At 68.7% G+C, this 19,580-nt stretch carries 18 protein-coding genes; 10 read left to right on the top strand and 8 right to left on the bottom strand.

The features are described from left to right. Positions 1–37 precede the first annotated feature (37 nt). The gene (locus U4012_RS06345; RefSeq protein WP_044844125.1) at positions 38–676 is read left to right on the top strand and encodes a 2-hydroxychromene-2-carboxylate isomerase; all 639 of its coding nucleotides are present in this window, start codon (positions 38–40) and stop codon (positions 674–676) included. 69 nt (positions 677–745) lie between these two features. Beyond that, positions 746–1,693: a LysR family transcriptional regulator gene (locus U4012_RS06340; protein ID WP_044844124.1), complete on the top strand. Its 948-nt coding sequence runs from the start codon at positions 746–748 to the stop codon at positions 1,691–1,693. A 54-nt stretch (positions 1,694–1,747) separates the two neighbouring features. Here the strand turns inward: U4012_RS06340 and U4012_RS06335 are convergent, their stop codons facing one another. The 4 genes from U4012_RS06335 to xdhA form a co-directional block, all read right to left on the bottom strand. Then, a complete protein-coding gene (locus U4012_RS06335) occupies positions 1,748–2,149 on the bottom strand; it encodes a polyketide cyclase (protein WP_044844123.1) in 402 nt (133 codons plus the stop codon). Positions 2,150–2,246: 97 nt separating this feature from the next. Continuing rightward, complete coding sequence (xdhC, locus tag U4012_RS06330) at positions 2,247–2,864, bottom strand: xanthine dehydrogenase accessory protein XdhC (protein WP_321797005.1); 618 nt, start codon at positions 2,862–2,864, stop codon at positions 2,247–2,249. Between the two features lies 1 nt (position 2,865). Further along, entirely contained in the window at positions 2,866–5,229 is a 2,364-nt protein-coding gene (gene xdhB, locus U4012_RS06325) for a xanthine dehydrogenase molybdopterin binding subunit (protein ID WP_321797003.1), read from the bottom strand. An 18-nt stretch (positions 5,230–5,247) separates the two neighbouring features. Beyond that, a complete protein-coding gene (gene xdhA, locus U4012_RS06320) occupies positions 5,248–6,792 on the bottom strand; it encodes a xanthine dehydrogenase small subunit (RefSeq protein WP_321797001.1) in 1,545 nt (514 codons plus the stop codon). 348 nt (positions 6,793–7,140) lie between these two features. Here xdhA and U4012_RS06315 point away from each other — a divergent pair, with 348 nt between their 5' ends. Then, the gene (locus U4012_RS06315; protein ID WP_321797000.1) at positions 7,141–8,355 is read left to right on the top strand and encodes an MFS transporter; all 1,215 of its coding nucleotides are present in this window, start codon (positions 7,141–7,143) and stop codon (positions 8,353–8,355) included. Positions 8,356–8,382: 27 nt separating this feature from the next. On the opposite strand, the gene U4012_RS06310 is transcribed toward U4012_RS06315, so the two are convergent. The 3 genes from U4012_RS06310 to U4012_RS06300 all read right to left on the bottom strand — a co-directional run bounded on the left by U4012_RS06310 (position 8,383) and on the right by U4012_RS06300 (position 10,649). Further along, on the bottom strand, positions 8,383–8,976 hold the full coding sequence (locus U4012_RS06310; protein WP_321796999.1) for an RES family NAD+ phosphorylase: 594 nt from the start codon (positions 8,974–8,976) through the stop codon (positions 8,383–8,385). A 9-nt stretch (positions 8,977–8,985) separates the two neighbouring features. Beyond that, positions 8,986–9,651 carry a hypothetical protein gene (locus tag U4012_RS06305; protein WP_321796997.1) on the bottom strand — a complete coding sequence of 222 codons (666 nt, stop codon included), beginning with the start codon at positions 9,649–9,651 and terminating at the stop codon, positions 8,986–8,988. Between the two features lie 107 nt (positions 9,652–9,758). Continuing rightward, positions 9,759–10,649 carry a DMT family transporter gene (locus U4012_RS06300; protein WP_044844117.1) on the bottom strand — a complete coding sequence of 297 codons (891 nt, stop codon included), beginning with the start codon at positions 10,647–10,649 and terminating at the stop codon, positions 9,759–9,761. A gap of 133 nt (positions 10,650–10,782) precedes the next feature. Here U4012_RS06300 and U4012_RS06295 point away from each other — a divergent pair, with 133 nt between their 5' ends. Then, on the top strand, positions 10,783–11,718 hold the full coding sequence (locus U4012_RS06295; protein ID WP_321796996.1) for an AraC family transcriptional regulator: 936 nt from the start codon (positions 10,783–10,785) through the stop codon (positions 11,716–11,718). A 68-nt stretch (positions 11,719–11,786) separates the two neighbouring features. Here U4012_RS06295 and U4012_RS06290 read toward each other — a convergent pair whose 3' ends face one another. Continuing rightward, positions 11,787–12,998, bottom strand: a complete 1,212-nt coding sequence (locus tag U4012_RS06290; RefSeq protein WP_124488721.1) for a pyridoxal-phosphate-dependent aminotransferase family protein — start codon at positions 12,996–12,998, stop codon at positions 11,787–11,789. A gap of 207 nt (positions 12,999–13,205) precedes the next feature. On the opposite strand from U4012_RS06290, the gene U4012_RS06285 reads away from it, so the two are divergent. The 6 genes from U4012_RS06285 (at position 13,206) to U4012_RS06260 (ending at position 19,493) form a co-directional block, all read left to right on the top strand. Beyond that, a complete protein-coding gene (locus U4012_RS06285; RefSeq protein ID WP_321796995.1) occupies positions 13,206–13,472 on the top strand; it encodes a hypothetical protein in 267 nt (88 codons plus the stop codon). A 279-nt stretch (positions 13,473–13,751) separates the two neighbouring features. Beyond that, a complete protein-coding gene (locus tag U4012_RS06280; protein ID WP_044844114.1) occupies positions 13,752–14,738 on the top strand; it encodes a LysR family transcriptional regulator in 987 nt (328 codons plus the stop codon). A 30-nt stretch (positions 14,739–14,768) separates the two neighbouring features. After that, a complete protein-coding gene (locus tag U4012_RS06275) occupies positions 14,769–15,767 on the top strand; it encodes a 2-hydroxyacid dehydrogenase (protein ID WP_321796994.1) in 999 nt (332 codons plus the stop codon). A gap of 153 nt (positions 15,768–15,920) precedes the next feature. Beyond that, positions 15,921–16,682, top strand: coding sequence for a 5,6-dimethylbenzimidazole synthase (gene bluB / locus U4012_RS06270; protein ID WP_321796993.1), 762 nt, complete (start codon positions 15,921–15,923; stop codon positions 16,680–16,682). 342 nt (positions 16,683–17,024) lie between these two features. Continuing rightward, the gene (locus U4012_RS06265; protein WP_124551394.1) at positions 17,025–18,194 is read left to right on the top strand and encodes an MFS transporter; all 1,170 of its coding nucleotides are present in this window, start codon (positions 17,025–17,027) and stop codon (positions 18,192–18,194) included. 138 nt (positions 18,195–18,332) lie between these two features. Continuing rightward, positions 18,333–19,493: an MFS transporter gene (locus U4012_RS06260; protein ID WP_124488715.1), complete on the top strand. Its 1,161-nt coding sequence runs from the start codon at positions 18,333–18,335 to the stop codon at positions 19,491–19,493. Positions 19,494–19,580 lie beyond the last annotated feature (87 nt).

The following is a 19,580-nucleotide window of genomic DNA, read 5'->3' as shown; positions in this document are numbered from 1 at the left end:
CCGCCAGGCGCGCACGCCCCACCCTCTGGAGATCGCCATGACAACCGGCCTCGACACTGCCCAGCCTGCCTGGTTCTTCGACTTCGTGTCGCCGTTCTCCTACCTGCTGCTCGAACAGCACGACAAGTGGCCCGACGTGCCGTTCGACCCCGTCGCCGTGTCGCTGCCCGACCTGCAGCGCCACTGGGGGCAGCGCCCGAGCGCCGACGTGCCGGCCAAGCGCGTGTTCACGTACCGCCACGCGCTGTTTCGCGCCGAACAGCTCGGCATCCGCTTCAAGATGCCGCCCGCGCATCCGTTCGACTCCGACAAGGTGCTGCGCCTCGCGATCGCGCTGCGCGCGGACATCGCGACCGTGCTGGAAATGTTCCGCTTCATCTGGCACGACGGCAACGATCCGTCGACGCCGGACGGGTTCGCGGCGCTGTGCGAGCGCGTCGGCGTCGGGCATGGCGACGAGCTGATCGAATTCGAAGAGACGAGCGCGCAGTTGCGCCGCAACACCGACGACGCGATCGCGCTCGGCGTGTTCGGCGTACCGACCTTCTGGATGAACCAGCAGCTGTTCTGGGGCGAGGACGCGCTGCCGATGGTGCTGTACTGCGCGCGCACGCCGAACTGGCTCGAGTCGCGCGAGGTCAAGCGGATCAGCGTGCTGCCGAAGGGGCGCACGTGATGGCCGGTATCACGCACGGCAACGTGCGGCTGCGGTAAGGTTACGCTTCTCCCGAATCACCGCTCGCCGATGGAAGACGACGATCGTACCGCCTCGCTCGATATCTGGCTCGTGCGCGTATTGCGCACGCTGCTGCTCGAGCGCAGCGTCACGCAGGCCGCGCTGCGGCTGAACCAGACCCAGCCCGCGATCAGCACCGCGCTGCGCAAGCTGCGCGAGACGCTGAACGACCCGATTCTCGTGCGCGGCAAATCCGGGATGGTGCCGACCGAGTACGGCGCGTCGCTGCTCGGTGCCGCGTCGCGCGCGCTGCGCGAGGTCGACTTCATCGCGACGCCGCACGGCGACTTCGATCCATCGTCCGCGCGGCGCACGTTCCGCGTCGCCGCCCCCGACTACCTGAACGATTTCTTCATGCCGACGCTGATCGAGCGCTTTCGCGACGCGGCGCCGCATGCGCATCTGGAAATCGACTCATTGAATCCCGCGCTCGATCACGCGGAGGCGCTCGAATCGGGCGCGCTCGATCTCGTGATCGGCAACTGGCCGAAGCCCGACCCTCGGTTCGCGCGCCAGGACCTGTTCTCCGACACGATCGTGTGCCTGATGCGCGACGCGCATCCGCTCGCCCGCGAACCGCTCACGCGCGAAGCGTACGCGTCGGCCGCGCACGTCGCGCCGACGCCGTACACCGGCGACAAGCGCAACGCGATCGAGATCGGCCTCGCCCGCGCCCGTCTCACGCGACGGATCGTGACGACACTGCCGTACTTCGGCATCGTGCCGCAGGTGCTGCTGCAGTCGGACCTGATCTTCACGACGACGCGCCGCTTCGCGACGCACTACGCGCAGCTGCTGCCGCTCGTCGTCGTCGCGCCGCCCGTGCCGTTCCCGCGCATCAAGAGCTACCTGCTCACGCACCCGCACCCCGATCGCCCGACCGACATCGCGTGGCTGTGTGCGCTGATGCAAAGCGTGTCCGACGAGCTGACGGCCGCACGCGGCCGCAAGCGCTGAAGCGGCGCTGAACCCGCGCGGAATCGCCCGCGCACGATCACGCGGCGCGGCCGCTCAGGCCGTGCAGAAGGTTTCCTGCAGATGGGTCCAGCGCACGACGCCTGCCGCGTCGCGCGCGAACACGGCGGTCGCGCGACGCGCGGGCAGTTCGCCCGACGCCGCCTGCTGCGCTTCGAGATAGGTAAGCACCGCATGCGACGCGTCTGCCGCGAGCACGCGGATGTCCGACAGTGTGATGCGCAACCCCGGCTTCGCGCCGCCGAGCTTCGCGAACAGCGCGCGCGTGTCATCGCGGTCGAACGCGCGACCGTCGGTCATGATCATCGTGAATTCGGCGGAGAAAGGCGCGAGCAGCGCATCGAGCGCCGCGGGGGAAGTATCGGCGCCGGACAGCCAGCGCTCGATGACGACGAGGCTCGCATCGAGCGCATCGAGATAGACCTGATGATCGGACATGGTACCTGCACGAAAGGGCGCGCGGCCCGCTGCCGCGCGATCCGTGCAGTGTAGGCAAAAACGCGCGGACGTGGGTCGGGCGTGCCGGCCCTCATCGTTACCGCGCGCAGCGCGCGTCGTCGCGCAAGCGCCCCGCCGCGGCTGCCTTCGCGTCGGCCACCGGCATGCCCGAGCGGGCCTGCAGCAGTTCCGCGCAGACGGCCACCGCGATCGCGCCGGGCGCCTTGTCGACGATGCCCGCGACGCCGATCGGACATACCATCTCGGTGAGCCGCGCCGGATCGACGCCGCGCGCGGCGAGCCGGCGCTCGAACTTCACGCGCTTGGTACGCGAACCGATCATCCCGAAGTACGCGAAGTCGCGCCGCCGCATGATCTGCGCGGCGAGCGAGAAGTCGAGCGCGTGGTTGTGCGTCATCACGAGGAAGTACGCGCCGGGCGGCGCCGCGTCGACGACGGCCTCGGGTATGTCGGTCGGCTCCGGCTGCACGTTCGGCGGACATTCGTCCGGGAACAGCTCGTCGCGCGTATCGACCCACTGCACGACGCACGGCAATGCGCCGAGCAGCGTGACGAGCGCATGGCCGACGTGCCCCGCGCCGAACAGCACGATGTGCATCGGCGCGGGCGTCCCGGTCGCGCGGTTGCGCTGGCCGGTACCCTGCGCGAATGCCGGGGTCGTCGCGGTGCGAAACGAACGTGCAGGCCCGTTCATCTCAACCTGCCTGACCGGCGCGCGCAGCACGCACCGCAGTGATCGCGCGCAGGATCGACTCGCCGGTGGCCGGCGCGTCGAGCGGCGGATTCACCCGGTAGTCGCCGATCGCGGCAATCGCGTCGCGCACCGCGAAGAACACCGAGAACGGCAGCAGCAGCGGCGGTTCGCCGACGGCCTTGGAACGATGGATGCTGTCCTCGACGTTGCGGTTCTGGAACAGCCGCACGTTGAATTCGGGCGGCGTGTCGTTGACCGTCGGGATCTTGTACGTGGACGGCGCATGCGTCATCAGCTTGCCGCCCTTGTTCCACCAAAGCTCCTCGGTCGTGAGCCAGCCCATCCCCTGGATGAACGCGCCTTCGACCTGGCCGATGTCGAGCGCGGGGTTCAGCGATGCGCCCACGTCGTGCAGCGCGTCGACGCGCAGCGTGCGCATCTCGCCCGTCAGCGTGTCGATCACGACCTCCGACACGGCCGCGCCGTACGAGTAGTAATAGAACGGCCGGCCCTGCAGCTTCGACTGATCCCAGTACAGCTTCGGCGTCGCGTAGAAGCCGTCGGACCACAGCTGCACGCGCGCGAGATACGCCTTCGCGATCACCTCGCCGAACGGCACGCTCGCGCCGCCGATCCACACGAAGTCGTTGCCGAACCTCACGTCGGCCGCATCGACCTTGCCGTCGCCGAACTGCTTCGCCGCGAACGCCGCGAGGCGCTCGCGCAGCTGGCGCGCCGCGTCCTGCGCGGCCTTGCCGTTCAGGTCGGAGCCCGTCGACGCAGCCGTCGCGGACGTGTTCGCAACCTTGCTCGTGTCGGTCGCCGTCACACGGATCCGGCCGAAGCGGATGCCGAGCTCGTGCGCGACGACCTGCGCGACCTTCGTATTGAGCCCCTGCCCCATCTCCGTGCCGCCGTGGTTCACGAGCACCGAGCCGTCGGTGTAGATGTGCACCAGCGCGCCGGCCTGGTTGAAGTGCGTGACGTTGAACGCGATGCCGAACTTCACCGGCGTGAGCGCGATGCCCTTCTTCAGCACCGTGTTGCGTGCGTTGAATTCGCGCACGCCCGCGCGCCGCGCGCGGTAGTCGCTCGTCGACTCGAGTTCGCCGAGCAGTTCGTGCAGCACGTTGTCCTCGACCGTCTGCCCGTAAGGCGTCACGTTGCGCTCGGTCTTGCCGTACAGGTTCGCGTAGCGCACGTCGAGCGGATCGCGGCCGAGCGCGCGCGCGACGTCGTCGAGGATGTACTCGATCGCGAACGCGCCCTGCGGGCCGCCGAAGCCGCGGAACGCGGTGTTCGACTGCGTGTTGGTCTTGCCGCAGTAGCCGGCGATGTCGACGTCGCCGAGCCAGTACGCGTTGTCGAAGTGGCACACCGCGCGCGTCATCACCGGGCCCGACAGGTCCGCCGAGAAGCCGCAGCGCGACGTCATGTCGAGCGCGACGCCGTCGAGGCGGCCGTCGTCGTCGTAGCCGACGTCGAAGCGGTAGTGGAAGTCATGCCGCTTGCCGGTGATCATCATGTCGTCGTCGCGGTCCGGACGCAGCTTCACCGGACACAGCAGCTTCCACGCGGCGAGCGCCGCGCAGCATGCGAACAGGCCCGACTGCGATTCCTTGCCGCCGAACCCGCCACCCATCCGGCGGCATTCGACCAGCACGTTGTGCGACGCGACGCCGAGCACGTGTGCGACGAGGTGCTGCATCTCGCTCGGGTGCTGCGTCGAGCAGTACACGTGCATCCCGTCGTCGTCCTTCGGCACCGCGTACGCGATCTGCCCTTCCAGGTAGAACTGCTCCTGGCCGCCGAGCAGCATCTCGCCCGACTCGCGGTGCGGCGCGGCGGCGAGCCGCGCGGCCGCGTCGCCGCGCGCGAGTTTCAGCGGCGGGATCACATAGGTTTCGGCCTGGCGCGCTTCCTGCGCGGTCAGGATCGCGGGCAGCTCCTCGTAGTCGACCTGCGCGCGGCGCGCGGCGAGCCGCGCGGTTTCGTGCGACGTCGCGACGACGATGAACATCGGCTGGCCGACGAACTGCACGATGCCTTTGGCGAGTACCGGATCGTCGTGGATGATCGGGCCGCAATCGTTGACGCCGGGGATGTCGTCGGCCGTGAACACGGCGACCACGCCGGGCGTCGCGCGCACCGCGTCGAAGTTCATCGACACGATCTTCGCGTGCGGCTTCGCGGACAACCCGAGCGCAGCGTGCAGTGTGCCCGCGACGAGCGGGATGTCGTCGGTGTAGGTCGCGCGCCCGCTCACGTGCAGGTGCGCGGATTCGTGCGCGCGCGAGACGTGCACCTGCGCGGCGTCGGCCTGCGGGTCGAGGGTGTTCAGGAACGGTTCTGCTTGCTGGTTCATGTTCGGTGTTCTCCCTCGTCAGACGCGCGCCGCGTCGTTGGAAACTTCGGCGGCCACTTCACGCACGTTCAGCGCCTGCGGCGGCAGCGGGTCGTGCGGGCGCGTCTCCAGCCAGAATCGGTACATCAGGTTCTTCGCGGTATCGAGGCGATACGCGCTCGTCGCACGCATGTCGGTGAGCGGCTGGTAGTCGCGCTCGAGCGCCTGCATCGCGGCCTGCGCGGTGGCTTCGTGCCACTGCGCACCGTCGAGCAGGCTCTCCGTATGCGTCGCGCGCTTCGGCGTCGCGGCCATCCCGCCGAACGCGATGCGCGGCTCGCGGATCAGCTCGCCGTCCGCGATGAACGCGAACGCCGCGCACACCGCCGAAATGTCGGAGTCGAAGCGCTTCGACAGCTTGTAGGTGCGGAACTGCAGCTTCGCGCGCGCGCCGGTGCGGGTCGGCACCTTCAGGCCGACGACGAATTCGTGCGGCGCCATGTCCTTTTGCTGATAGCCGGTGTAGAGCGCCTCGAGCGGCAGCTCGCGCACCGTGTCGCCGCCGCGCAGCACGACCCGCGCGCCGAGCGCGATCAGGCCCGGCATCGAGTCGCCGATCGGCGAGCCGTTCGCGACGTTGCCGCCGATCGTCCCCGCGTTGCGGATCGGCAGCGACGCGAAGCGCTTCCACATTTCTGTCAGTTCCGGATACGTGCCGGCGAGTGCCGCATAGCCGTCCTCGACCGTCACGCCCGCGCCGATCTCGATCCAGTCGTCGCCGTGCACGATTTGCTGCAGTTCAGCGATCTGGCCGACGTAGATCAGGTCGTCGAGGCGACGCATCTGCTTGGTGACCCACAGGCCGATGTCGGTGCTGCCGGCGAGCAGCCGTGCATCCGGGCGCTCGACCTTCAGCGCGGCCAGCGCGTCGAGCGTGCGCGGCGCGGCGAAGCGCGCGCCGTCGAGCGTCGTGTAGTCGAACGTGTCGTCACGCTTGAGCGACGCGAGCGTGCGGGCCAGCGCGGCCGTATCGACCGGTGCCGTGGGCGCCGGTGCACCGAACATCTGCACGGCCGCATCGACGATCGGGCGATAGCCGGTGCAGCGGCACAGGTTGCCGGTGAGTGCATCGGCAATCTCGGTGCGCGTCGGCACGTCCTTCGCCTTCGCGCACGTGCCGGCGCAGCCTTCGTGGCCGTGCTTCTCGTACAGTGCCCACATCGACATCACGAAACCGGGCGTGCAGAACCCGCATTGCGAGCCGTGGCAATCGACCATCGCCTGCTGCACCGGATGCAGCGAACCGTCCGGCTGGCGCAGGTCTTCCACCGTCAACAGGGCCTTGCCGTCGAGCGTGGGCAGGAACTGGATGCAGGCATTGACGGCCTTGAACGCGACCGTACCCGTGTCGGTCAGCTCGCCGACGACGACCGTGCACGCGCCGCAGTCGCCTTCCGCGCAGCCTTCCTTGGTGCCGGTGCAATGCGCATCCTCGCGCAGGTACTGCAGCACGGTGCGGGTGACGTCCGCGCCGCTGACTTCGCGGACCGCGTGACGATGGTAGAAGCGGATCGGCTCACTCATGTCTCTATCGTTCTTCCGGTGGGGGCAAGGCGGCCTGCGCGGGGCGCTCGACCGACGTTTCTCTGACAGTTTGCACGCTATCACCGTCAAATTCCGCAACCCATAGCCCATCACGCATGGGGCCCATATAACTGCCGCGATATGCGCGCCGCGGCCGCCCGGCAGGCGTCGGGCGCCTTGCCCGGCCTGGGTTCCGTCCTGCCCGCAGCGGTCCGTCAGCCATTCTTCGACGATGAAAATGGGTCGCGATTAACTAAATGGTACCTGCGTGAAAACCGGTTCCATGGGAAAATCCCGATTCCGTTTTTCGCCGCTTTCCGCTCCGTTTCGTCCATTCGATCCGACCCCATGTCTACCGATTCCGCCACACCGCCGCGCAGCGGGTTTGCCGTCACGGTGCAAATCGTGTCCGTCGTCTGTTTCACGTTCATCTGCTACCTGACCATCGGCCTGCCGCTCGCGGTGCTGCCGGGCTTCGTCCATGACGACCTCGGCTTTTCCGCGATCGTCGCGGGCGGCGCGATCAGCGTCCAGTATTTCGCGACGCTCGCGTCGCGCCCGCTCGCCGGGCGCTTCGCCGATACGCTCGGGCCGAAGCAGACGGTGCTGCGCGGGCTGATCGGCTGCGGCGTGTCGGGCGTGCTGCTGCTCGTCGCGCTGCTGCTGGCCCACTGGCCGGTCGCGAGCCTCGTGCTGCTGGTCGCGAGCCGGCTCGTGCTCGGCGTCGGCGAGAGCCTGTGCGGCACCGGTGCGATCCTGTGGGGCATCGGGCGGGTCGGCGTCGCGCACAACGCGAAGGTGATCTCGTGGAACGGCATCGCGACCTACGGGGCGCTCGCGCTCGGCGCGCCGGTCGGCGTCGCGATCGCGCACACGCTGAATCCGGCGCTGATCGGCGTGATCGTGATCGCGCTCGCCGCGATCGGCTTCTATCTCGCGCGCCTGATCGCTTCCGTGCCGCTCGTGCACGGCGAACGGATGTCGTATGCGAGCGTGTTCACGCGCGTGCTGCCGCACGGCCTCGGCCTCGCGCTCGGCTCGGCCGGCTTCGGCTCGATCGCAACCTTCGTCACGCTGTACTACGCAGCGCGCCACTGGCCGAACGCCGCGCTGTCGCTGACCGTGTTCGGCACGCTGTTCATCGGCGCGCGGCTGCTGTTCGCGAACACGATCAAGACTCACGGCGGCTTCCGCGTCGCGATCGTGTCGTTCGCGTTCGAATGCTCGGGCCTCTTGCTGCTGTGGCTCGCGCCCGTGCCGCACGTCGCGCTCGTCGGCGCCGCGCTGACCGGCTTCGGCTTCGCGCTGATCTTCCCGGCGCTCGGCGTCGAGGCCGTGGCGCTCGTCCCGCCGGCGAGCCGCGGCGCGGCGCTGTCCGCGTATTCGGTGTTTCTCGACCTGTCGCTCGGCATCACGGGCCCGCTCGCCGGCTATGTGGCCGGTGCGTTCGGTTATCCGCAGGTGTTCCTGTTCGCGGCAGTGGCCGCGGCGGCCGGCGTCGCGCTGTCGACGGTGCTGTACCAGCGGCAGGCGCGGCTCGCGGGGAGCGGCGCCGCGGCTTGAGTGGTGCTGCCGCGCGCGCAACGCCGTTCAACGCAGCAACACGTTGAAGTCGCGCAATACGTGGACGGCTTGAGGATGACGCCGGAACGGAACGGCGTCCCGGAGCGAGAGCTTGGGTCCGGCACGATCGAAGAGCACGAGCGCTTCCGACGTGTTCAGATGGCGCGACATGTACAGGAACCCGTCGACCCGCCGCTGATGCCGGTGGACGGCCAGCGACCACTGCTGCGGAACGTCGTACGGCGCGATCGTCGACAACGCACCGTCGCCGCCAAGGTTCTTCAGCGGCAAGCCATGCAGGACGGCCACGGCCAACGGCGCACCGTCGAATGAAAGCACGTAGCGATCGAGCTCGGTCGTGACGAGCGGGAAACCGCCCAGCACCAGATCGGCGACTTCGTCGTGCAGCACCGTCTCCGCGAATGCGCAATGCAGATCGAAACCGAAATAGCTGGTGCCGAACCGCCGCCGCGGCCGCGGATCGTCGAAGCGGTTGCCGCCGGACTTGCCGAAGTACGGCTCACCGGTTGCGAATCGCGAGATCCGGACCAGCGCCGCAGGCGCCACCTCGCGGATCTTGAGCGTCGCGCTCGCGAAATGCTTCCCCGGCACCGTCAACACCCGCGCCTCCTAGCGTCCCGCAAACGCTGCGGCCGCACGCTCGACCTCGTCAAGCTTCCCGCGCGACAGCGCGACCAGCGGCGTGACGTTGCCGAGTGACGCCTTGGGTGTCATGAAGAACTGCCATTTGCTCCATCCCGGCAAGGCTCCGAGACGCTGGGTCACCTTCCCGAGCGTCTTGCGATCGATGTCGCCCGCCAGATAGAACGCCGGGTAGTACTGCGCGGCGCCGACATCGACCGTGAAGATGCGCCCCGACGCCACCGCCTTGCTGAGCGCCTGCCGCGTCATGCCGAGCTCCGTCCAGATCCGTGCGGCCGGCAACAGCGTGCCGTCGGCAACCAGCGCGTGTCGTTCGGCCTGCGCATGCCGCTCCAGATCGGCGACGGCGACACCGGCGCGCGTAGCCACTTCCCCCTTCTTTCGTCGGGACGGCTTCCTGTCGCGCGTCGCGGCGGCCGCGATACCGAACGTGATCGTGCCGGCCAGATCGATGACCTGCGCGATGCCTACCTTGAACAGGTGCCCAAGTTGCTCGTCCGACAGCCTGAGCAGCGCACGGGCGCGATCCGGCCCGAGCATGGTTGCCGCGCCGACGGCGCTGCGCAGCGCCTCCTCGGTCTCGATATCGAGAATCGCGGCGGAACCTTCGAGCGCGTGAGCGTGCGTGACCATCATCACCTCCTGATGCAACAGGAGGATCAAGCCTAGTCCCGAATCGAAATCAAGTCAACCAAGTCAACTTTTCGGCGCGATATCCGGACAGTGCCATACGACGTCGGTCAAGCCGTGCGCAGGAACAACCGGCGCGTCAGGTCGAACGCAACGAGATTGCCGGCCAGCACGAGCAGCAGCCCGATCACCGCGAGCGGCGACCACTGGTAGCCCTCGAAGACCGTCGACACGGCCAGCGCGACGATCGGGAACAGCACCGTGCAGTACGCGGCGCGCTCCGGCCCGATCCGCCCGACGAGCGTCAGGTACGCGGTGAACCCGATCACCGAGCCCGGCACGGCCAGATAGACGAGCGCGCCGAGATAACGCGGGCTCGGGTCGATCATGAACGGCAACCCGGCCACCGCACTGCCGACCGTCAGGATCGCCGCGCCGATCAGCATCGCCCAGCCGTTGGTCGCGAGCGGATGCAGCCCCATCGATTGCATCCGGCTCGACAACAGGTTGCCGGCCGAGAAGCACATCGTGCCCGCGAACGCGATCGCGAGGCCCGTCCAGGTCGCGTGATCGTCGAGGTGGCCGGCCATCTGCTGCCAGAACAGGCAGGCGATGCCGGTCAGCCCGAGCAGCGCGCCGGCAATCGCGGACGGCCGCAGCGGGCGGCCCATGAACAGCCGGCCGTTGATCGAATTCAACAGCGGCGCGGTCGAGAAGATCACCGCGACGAGGCCGCTCGGCACGACCTGCTCCGAGTAGTAGAAGCACAGGAAATTCAGGCAGAACAACGCGAAGCCCTGCGCGACGAGGTAGCGCCACGCCTCGCGCGGCGGACGCACCGGCCGGCGCATCACGCGCAGCAGCGCGAACAGCACGGCGGCCGCGAGCCAGAAGCGCCACGCGATCGACACGGGCGGCGGCACGGCGCCGAGCTGCCATTTGATCGCGATCCAGGTGGTGCCCCAGATCAGCACGGTGACGAAATAAAGCGACAGGTTCATGGCGGCAACGAAGCGAAACGAGTGAAACGGACTCAGACTGTGCCGCCGCCCCGTCCGCGCGGATTGTCCGGAATTGCGGTCTTTTTCGCGCGGCCGCACGGCGCGTCGCGCGCGCGCTTATACTCGTCGCACCATGAGTCCGCCCCTGTACGCCCCGCCCGCCGATCACGCCGCCGCCCTTGTCGGCGGTGCGATGCCGTTCGGCCTGCAGTCGGTGTGCCGCACGCTCGCCGAGGCGAACGCGACGCTCGAGCGCTTCACGTGGCTCGGCGATCATCTCGCGATCGCCGAATGGACGCGCATCACCGACGAAAGCGAGACGATCTACGAACAGCCGGGCCACCACACGCTGTCGTGCTATCTCGACGGCGGCTACCGGACGGAGCGCGAACGCGTGCCGCGCTACGGCGCGCCGAGCCTGCTGTGCGCGCTGCCGGGTGACCATGAATCGCGCTGGTGGGTGCGCGGCGAGATGCACTTCATCCACCTGTACTTCCTGCCCGAGCACTTCACGCAGCGCGCGATCCGCGAACTCGATCGCGAGCCGCGCGAGCTGAAGCTCGCCGACCGCACCTATTTCGAGGATGCGCGCGTCGCGGCGCAGTTCCGTTCGCTTGCGCTGGAGCGCTGGGACGATGCCGACGGGCGGCTGCGCGTGAACGAAGCCGCGCACGACGTATTGAGCCTGCTGCTGCGCGGCCAGAGCACGACGCGCACCGACGTGCCGTTCCGCGGCGGACTCGCGCCGGCCGTGCGCCGCCGCGTGCGCGACTACATCGACAGCTACCTGTCGCAGCCGCTGACGCTCGGCGAACTGGCGGAGGTCGCCGCGCTGTCCGAATACCATTTCTCGCGGATGTTCCGGCTGTCGTTCGGCCGCGCGCCGCACGCGTGGGTGGCCGAGCAGCGGCTCGCGCGGGCGCGCCTGCTGCTGCGCACGACGGCGCTGCCGCTCGCGCAGGTCGCGGCCGAATGCGGCTACGCGAACGCCGGCCACTTCAGCCATCGCTTTCGCGACGCGCACGGCACGACGCCGAACGCGTACCGGCGCGCGATGCAGGGCGGCTGAGCCCCGCGCGCACCTTCAACGTGCCGGCTGGCGCAGCGCGCACCCGGCACGCATCACTGTCTCCCTGCTTACGCGCCTCGCTGCGACAATTCCTGCTCGAGCGCGGCCACGCCGGCCGGCAGGTCCACCGGCACCTTCAGGTCGATCATCGTGCGGCCGAACGCGTGCAGCGTGCGGAACAGGTTGTGTTCGCGACACTGTTCGCCCATCTGCCCGATCCGCACGATCGGCAGCCCGAACGAGCCCGAGATCTCGACCTGGTACTGCTTCGAGATATGGCCGCACACCATCCCGGGCGTGAGCCCTTCGGGCGTCTCGATCCCGACCACCGAATTGAGCCGGCAGTCCTTCGGCGCATAGAGCGCGAGCCCCATCGCCTCGACGCCCGCCTGCAACGCGAGCGAGCAGCGTAGGTGGCGCGCGAAGCGGCTTTCGAGCGTCTCCGCGCAGACGAGCCGCAGCGCCTCGTGCAGCGCGAGCACGCCCGACACCGGCGCCGTGTAGTGGTAGCCCGCGTTGTGCCAGAAGTTCTCCGCGAGCGCCATGTCGAGGCACCAGTGCGCGTTCGGTTCCGGCCGCTGCTTCATCCGGTCCCACGCGGCGTCCGAGAACGCGATCAGCGATACGCCGGGAATCGACGACAGCCCCTTCTGGCCGCCCGTGATCACCGCATCGATGCCCCACGCGTCCATCTCGAGCGGCATCGTCGACAGCGTGCACACCGCGTCGACGACGACCAGCGCGCCGGCCGCCTTCGCGAGCGCCGCGATGTCGCGCAGCTCGCGGTTCCACACGGTGTTCGACGTCTCGCCCTGCACGATCGTGACGATCTCGGGCCGCTCGCGCGCGATCGCGTCCGCGATCTCGTCGAGGCTCGCGACCGAGCGGTCGGCCACTTCGAGCGTGGCGACGTCGGCGCCGACGCGCGTGGCCATCTCGGCCATCCGCGCGCTGAAGAAGCCGTTGCGGATCGACAGCACGCGCGTGCCGCGCCACGCGAGGTTCGAGATCGCCATTTCCATCGCGGCGGAACCGGGGCCGGCGACGCCGAGCACCCACTTCGTGCGGGTCTGGAACACGTAGCGCGCCATCTCCTTCACCTGCTCGATGATCTTCGCCATCGTCGCGCCGAGGTGGTTGATCACGATCGTGTTCGCCTTCGCGACGGCGGCCGGGATCGGGACCGGGCCGGCCCCCATCATCAGCAGCGGTTCTTCGGGCAGGATCGCGTCAAGCGGCACGACGACGGGACAGGGAATCGGCGAGTAATCGATGGACATGGCTGGTAAAAGAGGAACGGAGAAAACGCTCGGACGTCGTTCGCCGCACGGCACGGCGAACTGATCGATCATTCCGCGTTCCGCGCCCGTGCGCAAGAGGCACGCGCGCCCGGACAGCGTGACGCTGGCCCGGTCGACGGACCGGGCCAGCCTGCCGCGCCCGCGCCGCACGACCGGGTTTCGTATTGCCGCGGCATTGCCGGCCGCATGCGAAACGCTTCCAACGGACGGTCGGTGCCCGCGATTTTCTCCGGCAATATTGAGATGCGCATCCTGACGCCCGAGTTCAGCATGCCGCACGCATCTACCGGAATACCGGTCACCACGATAAAAATCGCGCGACTGGCATCGACACACGAAAACCAGACCGGCACAAAAACATCCACTATCGCAGCATCTATTGGTGAGCGATTTCACCCATTAGCGCGCGACGCCGCATCCAGACCGCATCAACATATTGATTTATATGAGTAATATTAAAATACAAGGCGGACCTTCCGAATACACGCCGGACTAACCCAGGCGCATGCCAGCGCCGCCGATCCGTTAAATCGATACCCGCGATTTCGATTTTACGCAAGCCGCCCCTTTTCTCAGGTTGACGATATCGCTTCCGTAATGAACAATCGTCTGCAGAATCGAAAACCGATTTTTCGAGACGAACGAGACCCGGGGGTTGCGCGACGGTTTTCCAGGTCGTTTGACGAAAAATCCCAACCAAAATCAATCAACCGGGCCAGAAATTCGCGAGCCATGAACCAGATTCAGACCATGCGTGTGTTCGTCTGCGTCGCCGAGCAGCAGAGCTTCCGGCGCGCGGCGCACCATCTAGGCGTGTCCAACGCGCTCGTCACGCGCTCGATCGCGATGCTCGAGTCTCACCTGAACACGCGGTTGATCCACCGCACCACGCGCAACCTGTCGCTGACCGAGGCCGGCCTGCGCTACCTCGACGGCTGCCGTGCGCTGCTCGAGGAATTCGACCACCTCGAGGCATCCGTCGCGCACGCCGTGCGCGAGCCGGCCGGCACGCTGCGCGTCGTCGCATCGGGCCTGCTGTCGCCGCTCGCGCTGACGCCGCTCGTCAGCAGTTTCCGGCACCGCTACCCCGAATTGCGCGTGCAGCTCACCGTCGCCGAGGGGCCGCTCGACGTGCTCGATTCGGGCTACGACGTCGGCATCGTGACCGGCAACCGGCTCGACGGCAACCCGACGCTGATCGGCCACGCGCTCACGCCGAACCCGTTCGTCGCTTGCGCGGCGCCCGCCTATCTCGAACGGCGCGGCGAGCCGCGCGCACCCGACGACCTGCCGGGCCACGACTGGGTCGCGCTCGCGCCGCACCAGCATGCGCCCGCGTGGCGGCTGGTCGGCCACGACGGCGTCACGCATTCGGTCACGGTGCGCCCGACCTGCACGGTCAACCAGCTGGCGCTCGTGCACGCTGCAACCGTCGCCGGGTCCGGCATCGCGGTACTGCCCGAGCCGAGCGTCGCCGACGCACTCGCCACCGGCACACTGGTGCGGCTGTTGCCCGCTTACCGGATCGACGACCCGGACGCGCAGCTGTCGCTCGTCTACCCGAACCGCCAGTACGTGCCGGCCCGCACGCGCAGCTTCGTCGAGCATGCGCTCGAGCATTTCGGCGCGCAGACGGCCCGCGAGCGGACCGGCTACGGCTTCCTGCACACGCCCGATCGCGCCGAGATCGTCGCGGGCCGGCAGACTGGCCTGCAGTAAACTGCACGCGACAGCCATCGGAGGTGCAGCGTGCGCGTGATCCTGTTCAGCAGCCGGCAGTACGACGACGAATCATTCACCGCCGCCAATCGGTCATTCGGTTATCGGCTGCACTTCCAGCCGTCGCACCTCGACGCGGAAACCGCGATCCTCGCGCACGGTTATGAGGTCGTCTGCCCGTTCGTCAACGACACCGTCGACGCGGCCGTGCTCGAACGGCTCGCCGACGGCGGCACGCGCCTGATCGCGCTGCGCTCGGCCGGCTTCAACCATGTCGACCTGGCGGCCGCCGAGCGGCTCGGCATCGCCGTCGTGCGGGTGCCCGCGTATTCGCCGCATGCGGTCGCCGAACACGCGGTCGCGCTGATCCTCGCGCTCAACCGCCGGCTGCCGCGCGCGGTCGCACGCACGCGCGAAGGCGACTTCTCGCTGAACGGCCTGCTCGGCTTCGACCTGCACGGCAAGACCGTCGGCGTGATCGGCACCGGCCTGATCGGCCGCGTGTTCGCGAAAATCATGATGGGCTTCGGGATGCATGTGCTCGCACATTCGATGCCGCCGTACGACGACGAACTGATCGCGTACGGCGCGCGCTACGTCGAGCTCGACGAACTGCTGCACCATGCCGATATCATCAGCCTGCACTGCCCGTTGCTACCGTCGACGCACCATCTGATCAACGCGCAGACGCTCGCGCGGATGAAGCACGGCGCGATGCTGATCAATACCGGCCGCGGCGGCCTGGTCGACGCGCCGGCGCTGATCGACGCGCTCAAGAGCGGCCAGCTCGGCCATCTCGGGCTCGATGTCTACGAGGAGGAAAGCGGCCTCTTCTTCGAGGATCACTCCGACCTGCCGCTGCAGGACGACGTGCTCGCGCGCCTGCTGACGTTCCCGAACGTGATCGTCACGTCGCACCAGGCGTTCTTCACGCGCGAGGCGCTCGCCGAGATCGCGCACACGACGCTGCTGAACATCGAGGCGTGGCACGCCGGCACGCCGACCAACGTCGTCACGACGGGGCGCTGAGCCACGTCGTTCCGCACGGCGTTGGCGGAGCGTTGGCGCGGCGCCTGAGCGCACGCGATCCATCAACGATTCGTCAATTTATTTCGACTGATGTAACGCCGCGCGCGCGGCGTCTGCTATCGTTGCGCCGACCTCTCCCTGCTTCTGCCGCTCATGCGTTTCGACGACTCCGCCATTGCCGCGGTCTACCGCGCCATCTTCGAACGGCGCGACATGCGCCACTTCACGCCGGCACCCGTCGATCCGGCCACGCTCGCGCGGCTGCTGCGCGCCGCGCACCACGCGCCGAGCGTCGGCTTCATGCAGCCGTGGCGCTTCATCCGCATCACCGATCCCGCGCTGCGCACCGCGATCCATGCGCTGGTCGAGGCCGAGCGCCGCGCAACCGCCGACGCGCTCGGCGAGCGGCAGGACGAATTCATGCGGCTGAAGGTCGAAGGCGTGCGCGAATGCGGCGAACTGCTGGTCGTCGCGCTGACCGACGACCGCGAGCGCCACGTGTTCGGCCGCCGCACGCTGCCGGAGATGGACCTCGCGTCGGCCGCCTGCGCGATCCAGAACATGTGGCTCGCCGCGCGCGCCGAAGGGCTCGGGATGGGCTGGGTGTCGCTGTTCGATGTCGACGCGCTGCGCACGTTGCTCGGCATGCCGACCGGCGCGAAGCCGATCGCCGTGCTGTGCGTCGGGCATGTCGACGCGTTCTATGCGAAGCCGATGCTCGAGGAAGAGCGGTGGGCCGCGCGGATGCCGATCGAGGCGTGCCTGTTCGAAAACGGCTGGGATGCGTCGGCGGCCGGGGTCGCCGAGGGCAACGCAGCATCCGGCGCGACCGGCGGATCGTCGCCGTCGCCCGAGGTTGCCGCACCGGACGACCGCTTCGGCTCGACACCCGCCGGCGCCGTGTCCGACCGCTGACGGGACGCACGAAGCGCGGAACGGCCGCTTCGCCGGTCTTGCTCCGACCCGATATTACGCCTCGCTCTCGCTCTCGACTTCGCCCTTGCCTTGCCACCGAGCGCTGAGCGCTGAGCACTGAGCACTGAGCACTGAGCACTGAGCACTGAGCACCGAGCACCGCCAAATCCCACACTTTGGGCGCGCCTTGGCCGTCACCCGTCGCACGCCGGCAACAACCATGTTGACCCCGAGCGTAGGGGTTTTCACTGAAGTAGAATCGCGGCTGATATCTCCTCGCCTCGCCCCTTCCGCGCATGCCGCGCCGATCTCGGGCCGCGGCCTTTTCCGTAGCCCACCGCGATGCCATTACCTCTTTTCGCCCTTGCCGTCGCCGCATTTGGAATCGGTACCACCGAGTTCGTGATCATGGGGCTGCTGCCCAACGTCGCCCGCGACCTCGGCGTGTCGATCCCGGCCGCCGGGATGCTCGTGTCGGGCTACGCGCTCGGCGTGACGATCGGCGCGCCAATCCTCGCGATCGTCACCGCGAAGATGCCGCGCAAGCGCGCGCTGATGGGCCTGATCGGGCTGTTCATCGCGGGCAACCTGTTCTGCGCGATCGCGCCCGGCTATGCGGTGCTGATGGCCGCGCGGGTCGTCACCGCGTTCTGCCACGGCGCGTTCTTCGGGATCGGCTCGGTGGTCGCGAGCAACCTCGTCGCGCCGAACCGCCGCGCGCAGGCGATCGCGCTGATGTTCACCGGCCTCACGCTCGCGAACGTGCTCGGCGTGCCGCTCGGCACCGCGCTCGGCCAGGCGTACGGCTGGCGCGCGACGTTCTGGGCCGTCACCGGCATCGGCATCGCCGCGGCCGCCGCGCTCGCGGTGTGCCTGCCGAAGCACCTCGCGATGCCCGACACCAGCATCACGCGCGAATTCAGCGTGCTGAAGCACCCGCAGGTACTGATGGTGCTCGGCATCAGCGTGCTCGCGTCGGCGAGCCTGTTCAGCGTGTTCACGTACATCACGCCGATCCTCGAGGACGTGACGGGCTTCTCGCCGCGCCAGGTCACCTACGTGCTGCTGCTGTTCGGTCTCGGCCTGACCGTCGGCGGCACGCTCGGCGGCAAGCTCGCCGACTGGCGCCGGATGCCGTCGCTGATCGCGACGCTCGCGCTGATCGGCATCGTCCTCGCGCTGTTCGCGGGCACGATGCACCTGCCGTTCGCGGCACTCGCGACGATCTTCGTCTGGGGCATCCTCGCGTTCGCGATCGTGCCGCCGCTGCAGATCCTGATCGTCGATCGCGCGAGCGACGCGCCGAACCTCGCGTCGACGCTGAACCAGGGCGCGTTCAACCTCGGCAACGCGACGGGCGCGTGGCTCGGCGGGATGGCGATCGGATCCGGCGTGTCGCTCGTGAACCTGCCGTGGGTCGGTGCAGCGATGGCGGTCGCTGCACTCGCGCTCACGCTGTGGTCGGCGTCGCTCGAACGCCGCCCGGTGAGCGGGCCGACCGGATACGTATGACGCGCGCGCGGCGGCGACGCGCGGCGGCACGGCGCGCGTCCGCGCCCGCGCGCCGCCGCGATCGTTGCGCACGCAACCCCATTCGATCCTGACGGCCTTCATGGACCTTTCAGGGGCCACGGTGTAGCATCGCGGCCGATGAAAGCCATTCTCAATCGTGATTTCCTCGCGCTGATCCTGAGCGTCGCGGTGGTCGGTCTCGGCACCGGCGCCACGATGCCGCTCACCGCGCTCGCCTTGACCGAAGCCGGACACGGCACCAACGTCGTCGGCATGCTGACGGCCGCGCAGGCCCTGGGCGGCCTCGCGATCGTCCCGTTCGTCACCGCGCTCGCACGGCGCATCGGCGCGCGCCGCGCGATCGTCGTGTCGGTCGTGCTGCTCGCCGCGGCCACCGCGCTGATGCAGTTCACGTCGAACCTGATCGTGTGGGGCGCGCTGCGCGTGCTGTGCGGCGCGGCGCTGATGCTGCTGTTCACGATCGGCGAGGCATGGGTCAACCAGCTCGCCGACGACTCGACACGCGGCCGCGTGGTCGCGATCTACGCGACCAATTTCACGCTGTTCCAGATGGCGGGCCCGGTGCTCGTCAGCCAGATCGCCGGCGCGACGCGCATCCGTTTCGCGCTGTGCGGCGCGCTGTTCCTGCTCGCGCTGCCGGCGCTCGCGACGATCCGGCGCGCGCCGCTCGCCGGCGACGACGCACATCACGCAGCGCACGACAGCTGGTTCGCCGTACTGCCGCGCATGCCCGCGCTGATCATCGGCACGGGCTTCTTCGCGCTGTTCGATACGCTCGCGCTGTCGCTGCTGCCGCTCTATGCGATGGATCACGGCGTCGCGAGCGCGACCGCCGTGCTGCTCGCGTCGATCATGCTGTTCGGCGACACCGCGATGCAGTTCCCGATCGGCTGGCTCGCGGACAAGCTCGGCCGCGAACGCGTGCACCTCGGCGCGGGCTGGATCGTGCTCGCAGGCCTGCCGCTGCTGCCGTTCGTGATCGCGAACCCGTGGCTATGCTGGCCGCTGCTGTTCGTGCTGGGCGCGGCGGCCGGCAGCATCTACACGCTGTCGCTCGTCGCGTGCGGCGAACGCTTTCGCGGCGCGGCGCTCGTCACCGCGAGCTCGCTCGTGTCGGCGTCGTGGAGTGCCGCGAGCTTCGGCGGTCCGCTGGTCGCCGGCGCATTGATGGAGCAACTCGGCAGCAACGCGCTGATCGGCGTGCTGGTCGTGTGCGTCGCCGCATTCGTCGCGGCAGCGCTGTGGGAACGACGCGCCGCGTTGCAGCGCGCGGTCTGACGCTGACGCTGACGCTGACGCTGACGTTGGCGTTGGCGTTGGCGTTGATGCCGATGCCGATGCCGACACCGACGCGCACGCTGGCGC

Origin of the sequence: Burkholderia sp. BCC1988, assembly GCF_905339895.1 — a bacterium.
Taxonomy (GTDB): Bacteria; Pseudomonadota; Gammaproteobacteria; order Burkholderiales; family Burkholderiaceae; genus Burkholderia.
This window is presented reverse-complemented; position numbering and strand designations above follow the sequence as displayed.